The 18,001-nt window shown below is 55.5% G+C and carries 18 protein-coding genes; 5 read left to right on the plus strand and 13 right to left on the minus strand.

The window, feature by feature from the left end:
- The first annotated feature begins 5 nt into the window (after positions 1-5).
- Complete coding sequence (locus RBH26_RS14585; RefSeq protein ID WP_306759109.1) at positions 6-1,142, plus strand: beta-propeller fold lactonase family protein; 1,137 nt, start codon at positions 6-8, stop codon at positions 1,140-1,142.
- 310 nt (positions 1,143-1,452) lie between these two features.
- Positions 1,453-1,662: a hypothetical protein gene (locus tag RBH26_RS14590; RefSeq protein WP_306759110.1), complete on the plus strand. Its 210-nt coding sequence runs from the start codon at positions 1,453-1,455 to the stop codon at positions 1,660-1,662.
- Positions 1,663-1,683: 21 nt separating this feature from the next.
- Here RBH26_RS14590 and RBH26_RS14595 read toward each other — a convergent pair whose 3' ends face one another.
- The 10 genes from RBH26_RS14595 to RBH26_RS14640 all read right to left on the minus strand — a co-directional run bounded on the left by RBH26_RS14595 (position 1,684) and on the right by RBH26_RS14640 (position 11,335).
- Positions 1,684-2,178, minus strand: a complete 495-nt coding sequence (locus tag RBH26_RS14595) for a DUF411 domain-containing protein (protein WP_306759111.1) — start codon at positions 2,176-2,178, stop codon at positions 1,684-1,686.
- Positions 2,179-2,205: 27 nt separating this feature from the next.
- Positions 2,206-3,087, minus strand: coding sequence for an archaeosortase A (gene artA, locus RBH26_RS14600; protein WP_306759112.1), 882 nt, complete (start codon positions 3,085-3,087; stop codon positions 2,206-2,208).
- Positions 3,088-3,445: 358 nt separating this feature from the next.
- A complete protein-coding gene (locus RBH26_RS14605; RefSeq protein WP_306759113.1) occupies positions 3,446-4,813 on the minus strand; it encodes a permease in 1,368 nt (455 codons plus the stop codon).
- A gap of 184 nt (positions 4,814-4,997) precedes the next feature.
- Positions 4,998-5,345: an ATP-binding cassette domain-containing protein gene (locus RBH26_RS14610; protein ID WP_306759114.1), complete on the minus strand. Its 348-nt coding sequence runs from the start codon at positions 5,343-5,345 to the stop codon at positions 4,998-5,000.
- A 42-nt stretch (positions 5,346-5,387) separates the two neighbouring features.
- On the minus strand, positions 5,388-7,676 hold the full coding sequence (locus tag RBH26_RS14615; RefSeq protein WP_306759115.1) for a heavy metal translocating P-type ATPase: 2,289 nt from the start codon (positions 7,674-7,676) through the stop codon (positions 5,388-5,390).
- A 418-nt stretch (positions 7,677-8,094) separates the two neighbouring features.
- Positions 8,095-9,390, minus strand: coding sequence for a multicopper oxidase family protein (locus RBH26_RS14620; RefSeq protein WP_306759116.1), 1,296 nt, complete (start codon positions 9,388-9,390; stop codon positions 8,095-8,097).
- A 236-nt stretch (positions 9,391-9,626) separates the two neighbouring features.
- Positions 9,627-10,241 (minus strand): plastocyanin/azurin family copper-binding protein, encoded by a 615-nt coding sequence (locus RBH26_RS14625; protein WP_306759117.1) that lies wholly within the window; start codon positions 10,239-10,241, stop codon positions 9,627-9,629.
- 104 nt (positions 10,242-10,345) lie between these two features.
- The gene (locus tag RBH26_RS14630) at positions 10,346-10,666 is read right to left on the minus strand and encodes an SHOCT domain-containing protein (protein ID WP_306759118.1); all 321 of its coding nucleotides are present in this window, start codon (positions 10,664-10,666) and stop codon (positions 10,346-10,348) included.
- On the minus strand, positions 10,663-11,079 hold the full coding sequence (locus RBH26_RS14635) for a DUF302 domain-containing protein (RefSeq protein WP_306759138.1): 417 nt from the start codon (positions 11,077-11,079) through the stop codon (positions 10,663-10,665). The genes RBH26_RS14630 and RBH26_RS14635 overlap by 4 nt, the downstream gene beginning before the upstream one ends.
- A 40-nt stretch (positions 11,080-11,119) precedes the next feature.
- Positions 11,120-11,335 (minus strand): SHOCT domain-containing protein, encoded by a 216-nt coding sequence (locus tag RBH26_RS14640; protein WP_306759119.1) that lies wholly within the window; start codon positions 11,333-11,335, stop codon positions 11,120-11,122.
- A 293-nt stretch (positions 11,336-11,628) separates the two neighbouring features.
- Here RBH26_RS14640 and RBH26_RS14645 point away from each other — a divergent pair, with 293 nt between their 5' ends.
- Positions 11,629-11,976 carry a helix-turn-helix domain-containing protein gene (locus RBH26_RS14645; RefSeq protein ID WP_306759120.1) on the plus strand — a complete coding sequence of 116 codons (348 nt, stop codon included), beginning with the start codon at positions 11,629-11,631 and terminating at the stop codon, positions 11,974-11,976.
- A gap of 667 nt (positions 11,977-12,643) precedes the next feature.
- Here the strand turns inward: RBH26_RS14645 and RBH26_RS14650 are convergent.
- Positions 12,644-13,423, minus strand: coding sequence for a recombinase family protein (locus RBH26_RS14650; RefSeq protein WP_306759121.1), 780 nt, complete (start codon positions 13,421-13,423; stop codon positions 12,644-12,646).
- 869 nt (positions 13,424-14,292) lie between these two features.
- Between RBH26_RS14650 and RBH26_RS14655 the strand changes: the two genes are divergently transcribed.
- Together RBH26_RS14655 and RBH26_RS14660 are read left to right on the plus strand one after the other, a co-directional pair.
- On the plus strand, positions 14,293-14,829 hold the full coding sequence (locus tag RBH26_RS14655) for a hypothetical protein (RefSeq protein ID WP_306759122.1): 537 nt from the start codon (positions 14,293-14,295) through the stop codon (positions 14,827-14,829).
- Between the two features lie 5 nt (positions 14,830-14,834).
- Positions 14,835-15,263: a hypothetical protein gene (locus RBH26_RS14660; protein WP_306759123.1), complete on the plus strand. Its 429-nt coding sequence runs from the start codon at positions 14,835-14,837 to the stop codon at positions 15,261-15,263.
- 548 nt (positions 15,264-15,811) lie between these two features.
- On the opposite strand, the gene RBH26_RS14665 is transcribed toward RBH26_RS14660, so the two are convergent.
- Positions 15,812-17,152 (minus strand): ISH6 family transposase, encoded by a 1,341-nt coding sequence (locus RBH26_RS14665; RefSeq protein WP_306759124.1) that lies wholly within the window; start codon positions 17,150-17,152, stop codon positions 15,812-15,814.
- A gap of 154 nt (positions 17,153-17,306) precedes the next feature.
- The gene (locus tag RBH26_RS14670) at positions 17,307-17,684 is read right to left on the minus strand and encodes a hypothetical protein (RefSeq protein WP_306759125.1); all 378 of its coding nucleotides are present in this window, start codon (positions 17,682-17,684) and stop codon (positions 17,307-17,309) included.
- Between the last annotated feature and the right edge of the window lie 317 nt (positions 17,685-18,001).

The raw sequence follows: 18,001 nt of genomic DNA on the forward strand, positions 1-18,001 counted from the left end.
ACCAAATGCGTGGAAGTAACGGACGAGAGGACCTGTTTACAACGGAACGTATCGTAGAGAACGCGGCGTCACGTCGTGGCTTCTTGAAGGTATCTGCCGGATCGGCGGTAGCCGCTCTCGCTGGCTGTCTGAGTAGCGCGGAGGACGGCGATACACTCGGGTACGCCTACGTCGCCAACGCAGCCAGCGGAACGGTCTCCGTTATCGACCGGAGAGAGCCGTCCGTGACCGAAACGATCGAGATCGGCGATCGGACTTCCCACGGGATCGGAGCCGGGCCGGACGGCGAGTACCTGTACGCGAGCGATTACAAAGGGGGGAACGTCCACGTCGTTTCGACGGACGACTTCGAGATAGACGAGACGGTCGACGTCGGATTGAACGTTCACGGAATCGACGTGAGCCCGGATGGACGCCATCTGTACGTATCCGGGGACAACTACGACGGAGCCGCTGCCGGTAGCGACGACCACGACCACGATCACGGCGATCAGACCGGTAGTCAGAACGACCAGACCGACGACAGCGGAGAGGTGGTCGTTATCGATACAGAGGAGTACGAGACCGTCGGTACGGTCGAAACGCAAGGATCGGGACACGTGACTTTCGGACCCGAAGACCGTGCGTATGTGACGATGTACCACTTGAGCGACGAGCACCGGAGCGTAAACGAGTTCGGCGTCGTCGATCGGAACGAACCGGAGATGGTCGAAACCTTCTCCATCAGTGATAGCGTCGTCAACGCGATGGCCATCTCGACGGACGGTGACGTCGTCTATGCGGGAAGCCGAATGGGGAATTCAGTCACGGTGATCGACACTGAGAGCGGCGAAGAACTGGACCGCATTCGGACGGGGACTGCCACGCACGAACTGACGGTTTCCCCGGACGGCGAATACCTGTGGACTGCCAACCGCGGCAGTGACGACGTCAGGGTGATCGAGATCGACTCCGGGGAAATCGTCGAAACGATCGACGCCGGGAACAACCACATTTCCGTCTCGCCCGACGGCTCCGAAGTCTACGTCACGTCGGTCACGTCGGACGAGGTCATCATCGTCGACAGGGAGAGCTACGAGATAACGAGTCGGATCAACGTCGGCGAACAGCCACACGAGCTGGTTTTCGCGGACGGCGGATAGCTCAACGCGGGTCCGTTACGTGACCACTGCCCGGACGTCCGCCCCTCGTACCGTATGGCACCTCGATTCGAGCTCGAGGAACAATCTTTCCTGAAATAAACGGTCAGGGACCCCCATCGACCGTCTCGAGCGGTTTCGTGAGTGTGTTCACGGCAATATTCATAACTACGGAACCGCCCTACTCGAACCCGATGCCGGAGATCCATATCCTCGAGGCAGACGAACTCACTGGCAGCGATCGTCGCACGTCACAGCGGCTTTACACCGTTCTCGGCGGGTGAAGCTGAACGAAGCAGCTAGACCACGTAATATGATCGAACTCTCACTTCCGAAAAAACTCGCTATCGTCGCGATACTGGTCGCAACCTACAGTTTCACCTTCGAGGCGCTGTTCGGATTCCCGGATCCGGTCGTCACAATGGGGTTTGCAGCGATCGTCATCCTGCCAAACCTCCTCCTTTCGCACGTGTTGATCCACAGGACAGACCTGTTCGGTTCCGAAACGAACGAGGAGCGGTGACAGTCGCGTTCGGTCTCGAGGTCAGATTTCGGAGAACACCGATGTCTCGTCCGTCGCGTCGAGTTCGTAGACCGTCCAGGTCCCGTCCTTTTGGCCACCCATCCCTGGCGATCCAGCCGGCATCCCGGGAAGCGCAATGCCATCGATTTCCGGTTCGTCCTCGAACAGCGTCGCGACGACCTCGGCCGGGATGTGGCCCTCGACGACATAGCCGTCCACCTCCACCGTGTGGCAGCTTCGAAGGTCAGGATCGATGCCGAACTCGGCTTTGACCGACTCGAGGTCGTTGGTGACGACGGACTCGAGGTCCGCCTCGAGGTGATCCTCGAAATAGTCGGCGTACACGTCACAGCAATCACAGTTCGGACCGCTATATATGGTTGCAGTGGTTGCTTGAAGCGGTTCGTCCGTCTCCCAGTCGTCGGTGCTATCACCGAGGCAGCCGGCGATCGACGCGCCAAGGGCGCTCGAACTTGCGAGCAAGAACGCGCGTCTCGTCGTGGTGTCTGTATTCATTGGATGGTTGTATTGTTACGAATGGGTCTAGTTCTTCAATACGGTCTGTAACTCTATTTCTTTTCCCGTGAGGACGTACAACAGTTCTTCCAGAACGCTGGCCGTTTCTGGAAGGATGCGAAAGACCAGGTAGGTGATACCAATCAGGGCAACGACCGAGAGCGGTTGTGAGATGTAGGTGTGTGCGACGAGGTAGGACGTCCGACTCGCCGGTTCTCCCAGATACGTCGTGAAGACGTAGACCAGCGGCTCGTACTGGAACCAGCCCCAGGGAGAGGCGAGTACGATGAACACGTTACGGGTGAGGTTGAGAAACCAGATGATTCCCACCGCGACGATGAGCGCGACGACTTTCCGCTTGAGTGGGGCCGTCGTGGCAGCGATCAATCCGCCGAAGATCGCCATACTGCCGAGGCCGGTACAGGCCATGACGATGTAGGTGGTTCGTCCGGTTACCGTCGCGTCCGGGTCGAAGTTGAATCGACTTTCGTATCCGTTGGGTCCGTCGTTGAGACCTGGACTGTAGTCGAAGACTTCCAGCCCCCAGTGCGTTTGACGGGCGGTCGTCTCGATCAGCCACTGTCGAACGAACGGGATCGTTTCCGCGGGCAAATAGATTAGTCCGATAACTGCAACCGCTCTCGTGAGTAATGAGAGCGATGCCTGTCCGGTGAGCTGCAGGTAGCTCACGTACGCGGACAGCGGGAACGCTGCGAGAGCGAGGACCGTCTGGATCGGGCTTCGGACTTCGCCGTAGTAGTACGGGACCATCGTCAGCCAGAACGTCCCGAACAGCAGCCAGCCACCTGCCGCAATACGACGTGCGGCCGTCGGCTGTGACTGCCACTCGGACCCGATCGCGATCAGGAACAATCCGATCGCAGCCCACGCTATCAGTGACCCATCCATAATATTTATTAGCATATATATATCTATTCGATAGGCGATTGAACAGCGATATTAAACGTATAGACCCGCGAAATTCCGTCATTGTACGATCAACTCCATAGAGGGACCACACGACAGGAGTAATTGTGAGTGGGGGTGAAAACACACTTGACAAACCGTTCGAAAACGATTCTACGGCGATTTAATCGTTTATTCCAGTAGAGATCGTTTGCACACCACGAATTTAACTGATTGGGAATGTTGTCGAAATCACGATCATGCAGCCAATTACGAAACACCCGTCGAAGAAGAGTTAATCGATCATTCGATAATAACTACTCACTCCCTCCTTCGAAATCGAAGGATCGGACGAACCCACCTATAGATATGCTTCTGGTGAGTCCCGGAATGTAGCCCGTGAGTCCTCGCTCTCGAAGTAGTAGATCGACTCGTCGTAGACAGTACAGTAATCCGCGTTCTTGACCGTGATTTCGGTCCCGGTGACCGGATCCTCCACGACCCTGTCACCCGGCGCTCCTTTTCGTCCTCTCACCAGGAGGCCAACAAATCCGATGGCGATGAGGAGAAACACCAGGTTCAGGATTGTAACTGGCTCGAATCCGAAGATCGTCACACCCTCCCCAGTCTCAGCAATGTCCAGGTCCGGAATAAGTCCGAGCACCGCGAAGAGGTAGTAGACGATGATTCCGGTCGTTGCCATCGAGACGAACAGGATAATCGTCATCCTGTTGCCGATCTTCTTCCCCCAGATCTTCCGGTAGATCCGGATCAGCTGTGGAACAATCAGGTCCGCGTAGATGAACGCGATGACGCCCGCGAAGGCGAAGCCCGAGCCCCACAGCACCGCTGCCAGCGGAACGTTCCCGATCGAGCCGACGAACGTCGCCATTGAGATAAGCGGTCCGAGAACGCTGTTATACAGGACCTGGGTGAATCCGGTACCACCCCCTTCGAAGAGGAGCGTCCAGATGGTCTGGGGAACCGCAGCCGCGATCAACCCAGCCAGCAGGAACCCGATCGCCAGCTCCTTCCAGAGCATGTTGAGATCCTTTTTCGTCTGGTTTGCAGCCTCGACCCAGCCGTTCCACGAGGTGATCTTTTCTTTCCACGACGTCGTATGTGCGTCGGGGTTTTGCTCGAACAGCCGTTTACACCCGTCCGAGCAGAAGTAGACCGTCTCGTTCTTGTGTTCGACGGGGATGCCGTTCTCCCGATTGAGCCGCATTTTACAGACGGGATCCGTCACCACGGGTTGTTCTTCCTCGATAAGTCGTTCTCTGGCTTTCTGTGTCTCGTCGTAAGGTATCCACAGGTGGACGAGCGTGATCGCTATCAGGATAAAGATGGGTGCGCCAACTGCCTGTGCGACGGCGAACTCCCAGCCCAAAAGTGCCCAAATGACGAACGTCAGGCCGATGACGAAGTTCGTCGAGGCGATCTTGAACGCGACCGCTGGGATGATGTGTGCGCCCTTCTTAAACAAGGTCTTCGTTGCGGCGATATCACCGAACGAACAGGACGTTGAGGCAGTGCCGAATCCCATCGCGTAGAGGACCGATTTCGCGTTCGGCTCCCCCATGTAGTTGACCATCCCCTCTTTGGAAACGAACGCCTGGATGGCTCCCGAAATTATGAAGCCAAGCATCAGCGCCCAGAAGGCCTGCCAGAAGAAGTCTCCAGCCAGGATCAGCCCTTCGAGGACCGTCTCACCAATTGAAGCAATCACGCCTCACACCACCGCCAACCGCGTGTCACACCCTGTCTATCGAGTGGCGGCCGACTGAATCTCTGTACAGACATATGGTGGATATTCTCTTTCCTTCTTCAAGCGGTTTGTGGCTAGGATGGGCGAGGTATTCTGGAAGTATACTTTGGAATGTAACCCAGAACGGGCGATTGAGTTTCGATATCTATTCGCCGTAGGAGCTGTGCGTTGATCGCCACGATGACAGTACTCTCCGATATCCTCGAAGTCGCACACATTTGGCCTCATTTATCTCCTCGTCCTCGAGGCCGTAGCCGGTTCCGTCGTCTTTCTCGAGGACGCCGACGAGGATCTTCATGAGTGTCGACTTCCCGGACCCGTTCTCGCCGATGATCCCGACGATCTCCTTCGGGCGAACGTCGATGGACGCGCCGGTCAGTACCTCGACTGATCTGGTGAGTGGTACCCTCGAACCGTACGTTTTGGTGATGTCGTCCGCACTAAGTGCGCTGTCCGATACGTCGGCGTCCGTTTCTGGGGTTTGCTGACTCATTGGTCGAACGGTGGGTGAAACGACAGTGGAAAGGCGGTTCGGCTACAGCTCGAGGTTGCCGAGGCGCGTGGAGTTGGTGATGACCGACAGGCTCGAGGTGAACATCGCGATCACGGCGATCACCGGGTGGAGCAGGCCGAAGAAGGCGATCGGGAGCGCCAGCGTGTTGTAGATAAAGGCCCAGAAGAGGTTCTGTTTGATCTTCGCGAAGATCCGCTCGGAGAGGGTAAACGCGTCGACGAGTCCCTCGAGCGAACCCCGGACGAGGCTGACGTCGCTAGCCTGGATCGCGATGTCGGTGCCGGTGCCGATCGCGACGCCGACGTTGGCCTGTTTCAACGCGGGGGCGTCGTTGATCCCGTCGCCGACCATCGCTACGTTCTTGCCCTCCTCCTGGAGGTCACGGACCTTTTCGATCTTGTCCTGGGGCAGGACGCCGGCCATGACGCGGTCGGGATCGATGTCGACCTCCTCGGCGATCGCCCGGGCGGTCCGCTCGTTGTCGCCGGTGATCATCCACGTCTCGATCCCGCGGTCGTGGAGCGTCTCGATGGGGGCGTAGGAGTCGTCTTTGATCGTGTCGGCTGTGGCCACGACGCCGACAACCTCCGATTCGACCCCGACGAGTACCGTAGTCTTGCCCTCGGCCTCGAGGTCGTCGAGCGTCGACTCGTAGAACGGCGGGACCTCAACCCCGACCTCCTCGAGGAACGCCAGGTTCCCGACGTACACTCGCCGGTCGTCGATGGTTGCCTCGACGCCTTTTCCGGGGACGCTGTCGAAGTCCTCGAGGTCGGCGAGGTCGATGCCCTCTTCCTCGGCGTACTCGATGATCGCCTGGCCGATCGGGTGTTCGCTCCCGCGCTCGGCGGAGGCCGCTAGGCGGACGACCTCACGTTCGTCGAGTGCGTCTTCCGGTTCAACGACGCCGCCGTCGCTCTGGACGCCGGGCCCGCCGGCGACCACGTCCGTCAGGGAGTGGTCACCCTCCGTGATCGTCCCGGTCTTGTCGAGTACGACGGTGTCGATGTCTTTCATCGTCTGGATCGCCTCGCCGTCCCGAAAGAGGACGCCGTTCTCCGCGGCCTTGCCGGTCCCGGCCATCAGCGCGGTCGGCGTCGCCAGCCCGAGCGCACACGGACAGGCGATGACCAGCACTGCCACCGAAGCGAAGATCGCGAGCGTCAGCGGCTCGAGTGCCAGGTCGACCCACGGGAGGTACGGCGCGCCGACCCCGGCGACGACGCCCATTGCGTCGGGGAAGAGGAACCACGAGAGGAAGGATAGGGCGGCGAGGGTCAACACGATCGGGACGAAGACGTTCGTGACGCGGTCGGTCAGCGCCTGGATCGGGACCTTCGTCCCCTGGGCTTCCTCGACGAGGTCGACGACCTGCGAGAGGAAGGTATCGTCGCCGACCTTCTGGGCCTCGACTTTGAGCATCCCGGCCCCGTTTACCGTCGAGCCGATGACCTCGTCACCTTCCTCCTTCGAGACGGGGTCGGACTCGCCGGTAACCATCGACTCGTCGACGCTGCTGCGGCCCTCGAGGACGACGCCGTCGACGGGTACCTTCTCGCCCGGCCGGACGACTACCACGTCGCCGACCTCGACCTCCTCGACCGGGACCTCGAGTTCCTCGCCGTCACGGAGGACCCGGGCCGTCTCGGCCTGCATCGACAGCAGCCCCTCGATTGCGGCGCTCGCCCGGCCTTTCGCCCGGTCCTCGAGGTACGTTCCCACGAGGTGGGAGGCCATGATCATCGCGCCGACGCCGGCGTAGTTCTCCATTGGCGTGACGAAGACCATGACGCCGGTCGCCCACGCGACGACCGTCCCCAGTGCGATAAGCGAGTCCATATTGAACGTGCCGTTGCCTAACGCGCGAAGCGCCGACGCGATGGTGGTCCGGCCGTAGTAGAAGACCACGGGGGTCGCGAAGGCGAGTAATAGCACGTCGATCTGGAACCCCGTGAGCGGATCGAGCGGGGTCCACATGAAGACCATCAAGAGCAAGATCGGCGACGTGACGATCCACGCCCGGATCGCCATCCGCCGGAGCGTCTCGAGTTCCTCCTCGTCTTCCATTCCGTCCTCGAGTGACTCTTCGCGAACGCCGTAGCCGGCGGAATCGACGGCCTCGACCAGCGCTTCGGCGTCGACGTCCGACTCGTGGTGGACGTCCGCCCGCTCAGTCGCGAAGTTGACCGACGCTTCCTTGACCCCGTCGACGTCCTCGAGGTGCTCCTCGATCGTCGAGGCACAGGTCGCACACGACATTCCCGTCAAGGAGAGGTCAGTGTGCTCGAGTTCTGATTGTGTAGATGTCATGGTGGATCCCTCGGTTTACTATACGGGCTTATCCTTCAAGCGGTTTCTTGCTAAAAAACCTCGAATCAGGACGGGGCAAATCTTCGAATCAAAAGGATATCCTTGCCGCTAGCTCGGATATGGATGTAATCGCTCGTAGGGCAACTTGTGTTCCAGAGTGCTGTATATGATAGTAATGATAAGTCCCCTCAGTTGTAGGTACGCATTTACCGCACCTTCGATACCTAAGTCTCGGGCTTTGGTGAATCGCCGTACAGAGTCGGGGTGTAGTGTCTCGCTGTCTTCCCGAGATTGGTCACTCGATTCGTTACCGCTGGATTCATCGAGGGAGCAGTCACGATCGTTCCAGTGTGACGCCTCGAGCGACGTGATTCTTCGCGGTAAGTCGCCGCCGTCTAGTGATTCACCAGAGCCATCATTACTTCTCGTACGGGACCTCACGTGCCATCCCTGTTTCCATGTGATAAAGATGGTGGCAGTGGAAAAACCACGCACCGGAGTTGTCAGCGACAAAATCGATTGTAATCTCTCCCATATGGCCGGGAACGATGACTGTATCCTTGAGGGCATCACCGACCACAAAGTGGTGTCCGTGGAGGTGCATTGGGTGGCGCATCGGACTTCGGTTGGCCATTCGGAAGCGAACGTGTTCGCCCTCTTCGATACTGATCGGATCGGCATCCGGATACGCCTGTCCGTTGATCGTCCACTCGTCCCCACCCATCATTTCTCCGGATAAGGTGAGGTCAATCGTTCGATCTGGCTCTCCACGATATTCATCAAGAGAGTCGATCGCGTGTAAGTCCGAAAGTTGGAGCTGACGGGAACCGATTTCACCTTCGGTGACGTCCCCATCAGACTGGTCGTAGTCCAGTAGTGCCCGGCCAGCCGACGTCGATTTGTTGACGGCCCTGACCTGGATCGGCCATGTACCTGGTGATCGTGCTTCAACGACAGCATCGTATCGTTCCCCTGGGCCGATTTCGAGCGTATCGACAGGGACGGGTTCGACAGCTGGACCATCCGTATGAGTAACGACGAGGTCGTGGTCGTCGATACCGATTTCGTAAGTCGCTGCCGCTGCTGCGTTAATCAGTCGTAGTCTAATCCGGCTGCCCTCTTCGACATCAACGGTTGCCGGTTCGTCCGGGAGCCGCCCGTTGATCAGCGTTCCTTCTGCCGGCGGCGCGTCGGGGAATCCACCACCTCCCATACCACCCATGCCGCCTCCATTTCCGTTCGAGGTCTCGACACGTGGCTCAGTCGGGAGATACTCATCCAATACGAGTGTCGCTTCGGTGTCGTACTCGATATGTGGATCTCGCTCTTCGATGATGAGTGGGCCGAGCAGTTCTCGATCCAGTTGCAGACCGACGTGACTGTGATACCAATGTGTGCCAGCCGGTTCCGCATCGAACTCGTAGACGAATTCCTCGCCAGGTTCAATCGCAGCCTGGGTGACGCCCGGAACGCCGTCCATCGCGTTATCACCGTCAAGTACCATCCCGTGCCAGTGAATCGTCGTTTCCTCAGACAGGTCATTCTCGATGGTGACGCGGACGCGTTCACCCTCCACTGCACGAATTTCGGGCCCCGGATATTCACCGTTGTACGTCCAGCCGTTGTAGGACTCACCGCCTGCGACGATCACTTCACTCTCAGTCGCGCTTAGCTGGTACTCCCGATCCGGATCGCCGTATTGTGGCTCTGGCAATTCGCGTTCGTCCGGTGATGGGTCGTTATCGATTGTGGTATCGAGACATCCAGCAATCAGGGTTCCACCTGCGAGAGCACTCGACTTGAGCAGGTCACGTCGGCTTGTTGTGTATGTATCTTTCATTAAGGCTCCAATATGGTATATCGTGATCCGCCGCTTTCTTCAGTAGTCTTTGTACGGTTCGAGCACGCTAAAGTATTGTACACCACATACAATACAGATGTCGGCAGTGGTCAGTGTTCCTGAAGGGCATTCCGAGTCTGGTGGTTAAACTGCTCCAGTTCGTGGCGTGCAGCCTCGGGCAATTCATCAGAAGGGGACCGCAACGCCGGTTGTCCATCCGGATCAAGGTCAGGATCACCGACGATCACGCGGCCAACCATTCCCGTCGATTCGTGGGTCTGGTCTCCGCCGTGATGACCGCCACCGTGATGATCGCCGCCCCGATGACCGTGACCACTGATCGTACAGGTGTAGTCGTAGACTCCCTCCCCTTCGAAAGTCAGCTCGAACGTTTCACCTGCCGTGCCGTAGACGTCGCTCGCCCACGGGTCGGTGCCATCTGGAATTCGTTGCTCAGTCGCTGATGGGAGGACGGAGGCGTTCTCCGGATGGTAGGCGACCGTGTCGTGGACGCCGCTGTCGAGCACCCACGTCACCGTTCCACCCGGTTCGACGTGAACGACGTGTGGGACGAAGTGATGAGCGTCGTCGTCAGACTCCATCGTCACTTCGATCTGTTCCTCCGGATGACCGAGTGTATGATCGATTTCGTGATCGTGGCCATCGGAATCTGATCCGGCTTGGCTTGCATCCTCCTGGGTGCTGCCATCGTCGTCGTTATTCACCGGATTTGTGCTATCGCTCAGACAGCCAGCAAGCCCAATGGTAATTGTACTTCCTGTGAGTGCGAGCGTTCGTCGTCGAGTAAGTAGTTGATTGGTCATTAGGATCACCGATTATCGCTCAGCATCTGGAGTCGGTTTTCGAACTCTTCGTCGTCGATCTCACCACGTGCATACCGTTCACGAAGTTCTGCGCGGGCTGGGTCTGGCTGTTCTGCATTACTGTCTTCGGGTTGGCTTCTGGCCCAGTAGAGCGCAAGTGCGATGAGTCCGAGCACCAACAGCGGCCAGACGAACATTCCACCGCCGAAGATGTCCCAGCCAGTGCTCATCATTCCGCCCCCCATCGTGAAGACTGGAATCACAAGTAAGGCAGCGAGGGCAAGGATGACGAGTATCGTTTTCTCAGTCTGACTCGTGGAACTCACCGGGGCTCACCCCCAGACGGAAATTGTTCGTCTATAGCTGTAATCACTCGTTCAAACCGCTCGTGAACATCCGTCGAAATTTCTTCGAGCTGCGGATTGTCGGCGACTTCGAGGAGTCGCTGGGGATCGACGGCGCTCACAACGATATCATCGTCCGTTTCGTAAACGATCACGTTACACGGAAGTAATGCTCCCAACTCCGGTTCTTGAGCAAGCCCCTGGTGGGCAAGCGACGGGTTGCAGGCTCCGAGAATCCGATACTGATCGACATGAACGTCGAGTTTCTCTTTCAGCGTCGTCTGGACATCGATGTCGGAGAGTACGCCGAACCCTTCGTCTTCCAGTACAGTCGTCACTTCACCGATCACGTCGTCGAACGGTGCCTCGACCGTGGTGGTGATTGTGTATGTCATGGTTTTATCAGCTGATGGTAGCTGCAATATTCCGAGTTGGTCACAGCTTCCGTCGTCGTTTTTCGAACTCCTCGTCGGAGAGTTCCCCGCGGGCGTACTGTTTACGTAGTTCTTCCTGGGCCCGGTCTTGTTGACCTCCGTTCTGCGCCCCTTCGTTACCGCTGGCCATGGAAACGGCGAGAACGATGATTCCGAGGAGTAACAGGAACCAGAGGAAACCCCAGCCTCCGAACACTCCCCAGCTGCCGTCCATCATGCCGCCGCCACTACCACCTCCCTGGGCCACGGCAGATCCCGTGGCTCCGATGAGGAGCGTGATGCCTGCGACGAGCCCCGTCCGTCCAATTCGTGCAGCCGATTGTAGTGGTTGTGTCATGTTGCTCTCACATGTAGATGTACGCCATTGTATATACTAGCCACCATCGCACAACCCGCGGTCAACGGTCTACGCGAAACATACTTATATGTGGGTCCATGTTCGGAGGTGTAGACAGTTTCAGCGTTAGACGACAGCACTTTTCTCCGTTGATTACGTATTTTACGCATCACATGGCGGAGCCAAAATCCGAACGGGTACTCAACCTTCTGGGAGACGACTATGCCCGTCAGATTCTGGCCTATTTGACTAAAGAACCGATGTTGGTCGAAGAACTTAGGGAGCAGTGTGATTGCTCCGAGTCGACAATATATGACCGTCTGGACCAACTCCACTCGATGGGTCTAGTGAGCGAAGATCTCCAGATTGATCCACAAGGTCACCATCGAAAGCAATACGAAACGATACTCAACTCTATCAACGTCACATTCCATGATGGAATCTACGAAGTCCAATTGGAGATCAAAGAAGACCCTCTAGATCGATTTGCCAGAATGTGGAACGGAATGAGAAGGAACTAATCATGCACACTGAACTGATAATCGCCAAACTTGTCGTCATTGTACTTGGACTAGCCATCGCCTTTCAGGCGTATCGGAGTTATCGCCGTGGAAACGGACAACCGATGCTCTATGTTGCAATCGGATTCGTGTTTATTAGTCTGGGTTCTGTCATCGAAGGAATCCTCTATGAGTTGGACGTGTTGACTATTTATCAGTCAAGCTCAATCCAGACTGGAATCGTTGCGGTTGGCATGCTGTTCGTTCTCTACTCATTGTACGGTGGCTCGATGTCATATACGGTCACTCTTCGGGATGAAGAAAGACAGTAATTGTGTTGGTGACTGTAGAGTTCCTGTCGTGGGTTACGGCAGAATAGAACCACTTCATACGAGATTGGCCGACCAATGTCTTGTGCAAGACACGCGCTCTGTATGCAGCAGGCAGATTTTGACAGCTATCAGAAAGCTCGATCACCGTTCCGGCAACTGCTTGCCCTGTACTTCCTTTTCCGAAGTCTGTGTGAGGTTTTCTATGGCACACTCAGTTGTCTTCAGGTTCGGCGTCACCGAGTGGCCCGAGAGAGATTGACTTCGCGAGATCGTCGTGAACGTAGAACCACGGATTGTAATTGAACCGCGGATCGGAACCTCGAGGGCGCGGGTCCTCCGGGTCGACCTCGTTGTCTTCACGACCGGGCATTGTTCTCCTCCAGTTCGTCGGTCTCGTCTATATCGAGTTCCGGGAGCGGTCCGAACTCGACGATCGCCGAGTCGGTCCTGTCGTCCTCGTGGTCGCCTTCGAGGTACATCTGCCGGCGTTCCTCGTCGTTGTACAGGTGGGTGAGTGTCGACCGTGGGGTTCCAGAGTCTTCGGCCACCTGTCGTTTACTCTCGCCGCTCGCGATGCGCTCGAGCGCGTGACGGACGTTGAGAAACTCCTCCGGGTCTACGTGTAATCGACCATCGTCGCCAACGGAGAAGCCACGTGGAGGTCGTGACGTCCACTTACTTGCCTTCTGTGCTGCCCGTATTCCTGAGTTTATCCGTTCGAGTTTCTGCTGTTGCTCGAATTGTGCCAATTCACTCAACAGACTCGTAATGATCCGGTTCACTGCATTGGTTACAGGATCGTCAGCTGCATCGATATTGATCGGGTTTTGAACGAACTCCACGCTACAGTCGTTATCCAGGCAGAGCGTGATGAACTCCATAACTGCTTGTGATCCTTCGCGAGAGAACCGGCTTACTTCGGAACAGACAACGACGTCGTACTCGCCGCTCACGATCTCGTCTTGTAGCTCCTTGAACTCACGCCGATCCCCGGTCGTGCCGGTCTGGATGTCTGTGTACACGTCGACGGTTTCATACTCACTGTCCCGCTCGTCGAGCGTCTCGCGACAGTCTTCGATTTGCCGTTGTGGATCTTGCTCGTTTGTCGAAACACGAGCGTAGATAGCGGCATTCATTCTCACCTATACGTAACCTCCAATCAACTTAAAGAAAAGAGCATATCGACAGGGTGGCTAAGAAGAATACCTTTTCGACAGAAGAGTTCTCGCTATAGATTACCAACAACGTGATCAGTTAGTTACGACTCCAGATATGTTTGGAAAGAAGCAATCCTCTTGGGCTCATCCGTGAAAGTTACTCGTTACAGTCCTGGGGTTTGTAAACTGTATGTCGTTCCCACAGTTGCTCCTGGTGAGTTGGAAACGTAGTAGATGGTGAGTCAGACGGGATGAGGTCCACCGTACTCTCAGTTGTTGTTCCCCACTGGAGCATTTCACCCCGGTCTGTCCAGAAGACGAGTGGGTGTCCCTGAACTGTGGGTTGAGCTCCGCTCGTTTCTAATTCCACAGAGACTGTAGCTGGTAAGTCTACAGATCCAACTGCGATCCACCATGCGAGTCCTGTGTATCCACCGCACCTGTAATAGGAATCAGTAAGAAGCGGGACTGACTCACCATCAATCGACATTGACCACGTCAGTTGCTCGGATAAACTCCGTGCCTCATTGAATAGACGACTTCCCAGGGGGGACTGAATCTGCGGAAGTCGTTCTGGGGTACCTGCGGCAAGCGTCGTCCAGAAAAACAGTGTCGTATTCTGTGGCACCTCATACTGGTGGCGCTCGCGATCAAGAGGTAGGATAAGTTCAACTGCAGGATGGTCAAGATTCCCGGTTTCAACCATCAGTTCTGTATTGGGATAACCAGGGGACCCGTATAGTACTTCGGAAGAGTTGTTTTCATATTTTTGGCCAACACTTTCGACCCGATCCGATAGACATTAGTATATCTGGAAGATACAAAGGATACACGGTATCCAAAAGATAATGGCTCGGAAGAATATCAAAGTGAGCGAGATCGTCCATGAAGAACTGGCTCTTCGTAAGCGCAAAGAAGAAACTTTTGACGATGTACTAAAACGAGAACTCGGCCTGCTTCCTACTGGAATCAGCGACCTTGTCGCGTTTTATCCAGAACGAATGCAAATGGCGGCTCAAGATATAGTCGGGATTATTGAAGCGCAGGCTGACTTCGAAAGCGAGATCAGTGAATATGAAGACTACTACGCTCTTGAGCTGGATCATCCAGACTCACAGCACACAATTGTACAGGTTCAGTTCCATCAAGAACTAGAACGAGGTCTGGAAGCTGTCCACCGTGATGCCCATGGTGAAATGACTGAATTAGTTAGGGTATTCATCCCTGATGAGTATCAGGATGAACTCGCAGACGATGTCTATCCAGTCTATGTTGGGCCAGTCAAACCAGGACATTACGATGAATGGGATTTCGCGGTTGAGGAACAGGAGATTGAACTAGAGGTACGACCCAAAATCACCGGATCATACGAGCGGTGGGGGTAGTTATAATGAGCACCTCAAGAAGTGAAAAGAAAAAGCTGATTCGAGAGTTGGAAAATGATGGGAGAGTCCAATCGGTTGTGAAACCCACGGGATACAAAAGTCGATCCGCGTGGGAAGTAGAGACTGAAGAGTCTACAAAAATGATCTGGGTAACGTACTCGCGGTTTGCAGGTGATTCTACGGCAAAAGAGTCGCCCTTCTACGGATCAACGTGGGACTCAATAAACAATTTGAGACAGCACCATCCACTCTATCTTATTTTTCTTGGCACTTCTGACGAATATCGTTGGACAATTCCTTTTCCTAATTTCATATCAAGATTTGATATTTCAGAGAAGAAAAAAGATCATGCTTGGAAGTTCAATTTTGACCATGGTGATAACAGAAATTTACTTCCCGAGTATCGTGGTATTGAGCCGTTGTTTGAATACTAATTGCGATAGCTATCTGTGATGAATTATCAGGATTAGAAATTATTCACACCCCCGTGAGGTCCACTTGACTCACTTCGAAGGAGGCAAATCGCGGAGTACGCTGGTGAACTAGCAACCTGGAAGCGAGCAAAGCGAACGCACGATCTCGAGATGGTCGCCGCCGAATAGGGGAGTGCCGATCCGTCTGTAGTTCTGAAAACTATCTCTCAGGGTCCGAACAATACTTTCACACGTATCGGAACCCTCGAGCCACCAGTCCCGAACGGGTCGACGTGCTTGAGGTACATACGTACCAGTTACTCAGGGTGTAGGAGCCCTCGGGAGAAACCCCGAGATGGCACGTTTCGATACGAGCGTCTGGTATGAAAGGATTTGGGGAATATGACTCGTTATCGGCCTCAAGTTTTCACTTTGCACGTGGAGTGTAGGCCTATCGCTATCACGACCTCTATCAGTGGGCGACTCCCTCTAGTCGCGGCCAGCAGACACCCGTGCAGGCGACAGTGGGTGGTGACTTCGTCAAGAAATCGGTCCCGTCACAAACTCGTCTAGAGTTCGCCTCTGGTAGCGTCAACTGACACCTCCAATGTCATGGCTGTTTTGGCTGAACGCTCGAGCAGTTCGTCGGCGAACGCCGCGAACTGCTCGGAATCGGCATATCTCACGAGATTGAGCCAGAGGAGCGATTCTAAGCCGGACTCTGTCCATCTCATCCACTGGTTTTTACACCGCTTCGAGATTTCGCCCATGGCTCGTTCGACCACGTTCGACGTCCACAGAACCTCTTGTCCCTCGAGTGCGAGTTCGGCGAACGTGACGGTTGCTTCTGCCCATTTTCGGAGGTACGCCGCTGATTTTGGAGAGTCCTGTTGCTCTAAGCGCCACGCCTCCTTCGTGAGGTTCTCGAGCGTTTGGTCGATCCGCTCGCGGATCGCCAAACGCTCATTCCTCGGTGCATGGAGCGCAACCGAGTTCTTCAGATGGAACAAGTCGTTTGTGACGTCTGAGGCGATCGCTTTCCGCGTTTCGAGCGAAAAGGTACCGTCCTTCCACAGCTTGTATCCAAGCGTTCGACCGACATGAACGAGATCGAGCTGATGAGATCGATAGCTGGTCTCGAAGGCGTCGACGAGGGATTCCTCGGCGTCACTGACGACCGTCGCGTCGTCAGTGATCGCCTCGTTCTCTTCGAGATCTTCTGCTGTATCGTCCCACGGCTCGTTGACATTGACGTCTAAGAGCGTGGTTTCCGCGTTGTCTTCGGTGATCTGTCCGAGAGTGACGTTGACGTCGTGGTACGTGCAGTGATCGTCCTGGCTATGACACTTCGTTCCGTCAGGAACGACAGTGTCTGCATTCGTCCCAGGAAGCCGATCACGAACGAAGTCACCGAGTTTGCTCCCGTACTCACGGACTCGGCGGTTGATCGTCGTTCTCGAAGGCATCGGAGTGAAGCCGTCGCCGTGGGCGACGGCATCACGAAAGCTGAGCGACGTAGCGAGTTCGGTACTCTGGAGCGAAATATCCTCTTGATAGATGCGCTGCCCGTCGAATTTGATGAGATCTTCGAGAGGGCGGAAGTAGGTAGGATTGTCACCGGTGGCAGCGGTATCTTTGACGTGATGAAGGGTGAATTCGTGCTCTCCTGCGGTTGTCACAGCTGTTCGTGTTGAGGTTCCGGCGCGCTGGAAACGGCGATCGCCGTTTCCGCGCGCGTGTTTCTCCCCACAGTACGCCTCGACGAGGCGCTCGTCGAGGCTTTTGACAAGCTCCTCGAGGATCGTCGCCTCGAGGTGAAGCTCTGTGAAAGATTCAGCGAGAGTGGCAAGCGGTAGCGTTTTGTCTAAGTCGATGCTAACCGTGACTTGCGCGTCGATTGTGGCGTGCATGGGTCACTTCGGGGTAGGTACCAGAGGTGACCCTGTTTCCACAGGAGTCAGTTACGACTCTAGACGAGTTTGGGACACGACCAAGAAATCGACTACCCCCTTCGTTCACTCTTCACTCAACGGTTGGGAAGAACATGCAAAGCTGAGTGGATAGCTAGTCCTCTCTCGGATTTACTGGCCCGATGTATTCGTTCTTCCACGAGTCTCCGTCCCGCCACTGCCAGTAGTAATAGTGATAGCCAGGTTTTGTTTCCTTGATTGTAATATAAGCTCCACTTGCAGGGACATCTTCGTAGTCTGTTGGATCGATTGAGATCCCTCTATCTTCGAGATCCTCGAGTTCATCCTCATCAATCCCCTCCTCGTCTCGTTTTTGCTCGAGGTCGTGCTTTCGCTTTGCTCGCTTCCAGGTTGCTAGTTCACCAGCGTACTCCGCGACTTGCTCGAGTTTCTCCGGTGATTGGCTCTCGAGCGGGTTCACGACATAGTCCGGCAGGTCCGGTGGGGATGGCTTTGCTGGACCGGAATTCATAGTTACCCCACACGGTCCAAACAGTTCAGTCTGTGGGGTAACTCTACTTTCGACCTTGCGACTTCTGAGAAAATCAGACTCTCATTATTTCTATCTATTATCTCAAAGAGAAGGAAGTATGTCTACTGATCCAATTAATTTCTAGAATCAATTGATGAATACAGAAGACATATACTCTATCTCGGTAGAACGACAGTCGGTAATCAATGAAGATCTCGAGGAACCGAAATCGAAACTTCTCCCGAACAGATCGGGGTCTGCGCCTTCTGTTGAACAGTAGTTTCACCGCAAGTCTACACAGCGAGATGGTCCGATAC

The sequence above is a fragment of the Natronolimnohabitans sp. A-GB9 genome, assembly GCF_030848565.1.
Classification (GTDB): Archaea; Halobacteriota; Halobacteria; order Halobacteriales; family Natrialbaceae; genus Natronolimnohabitans.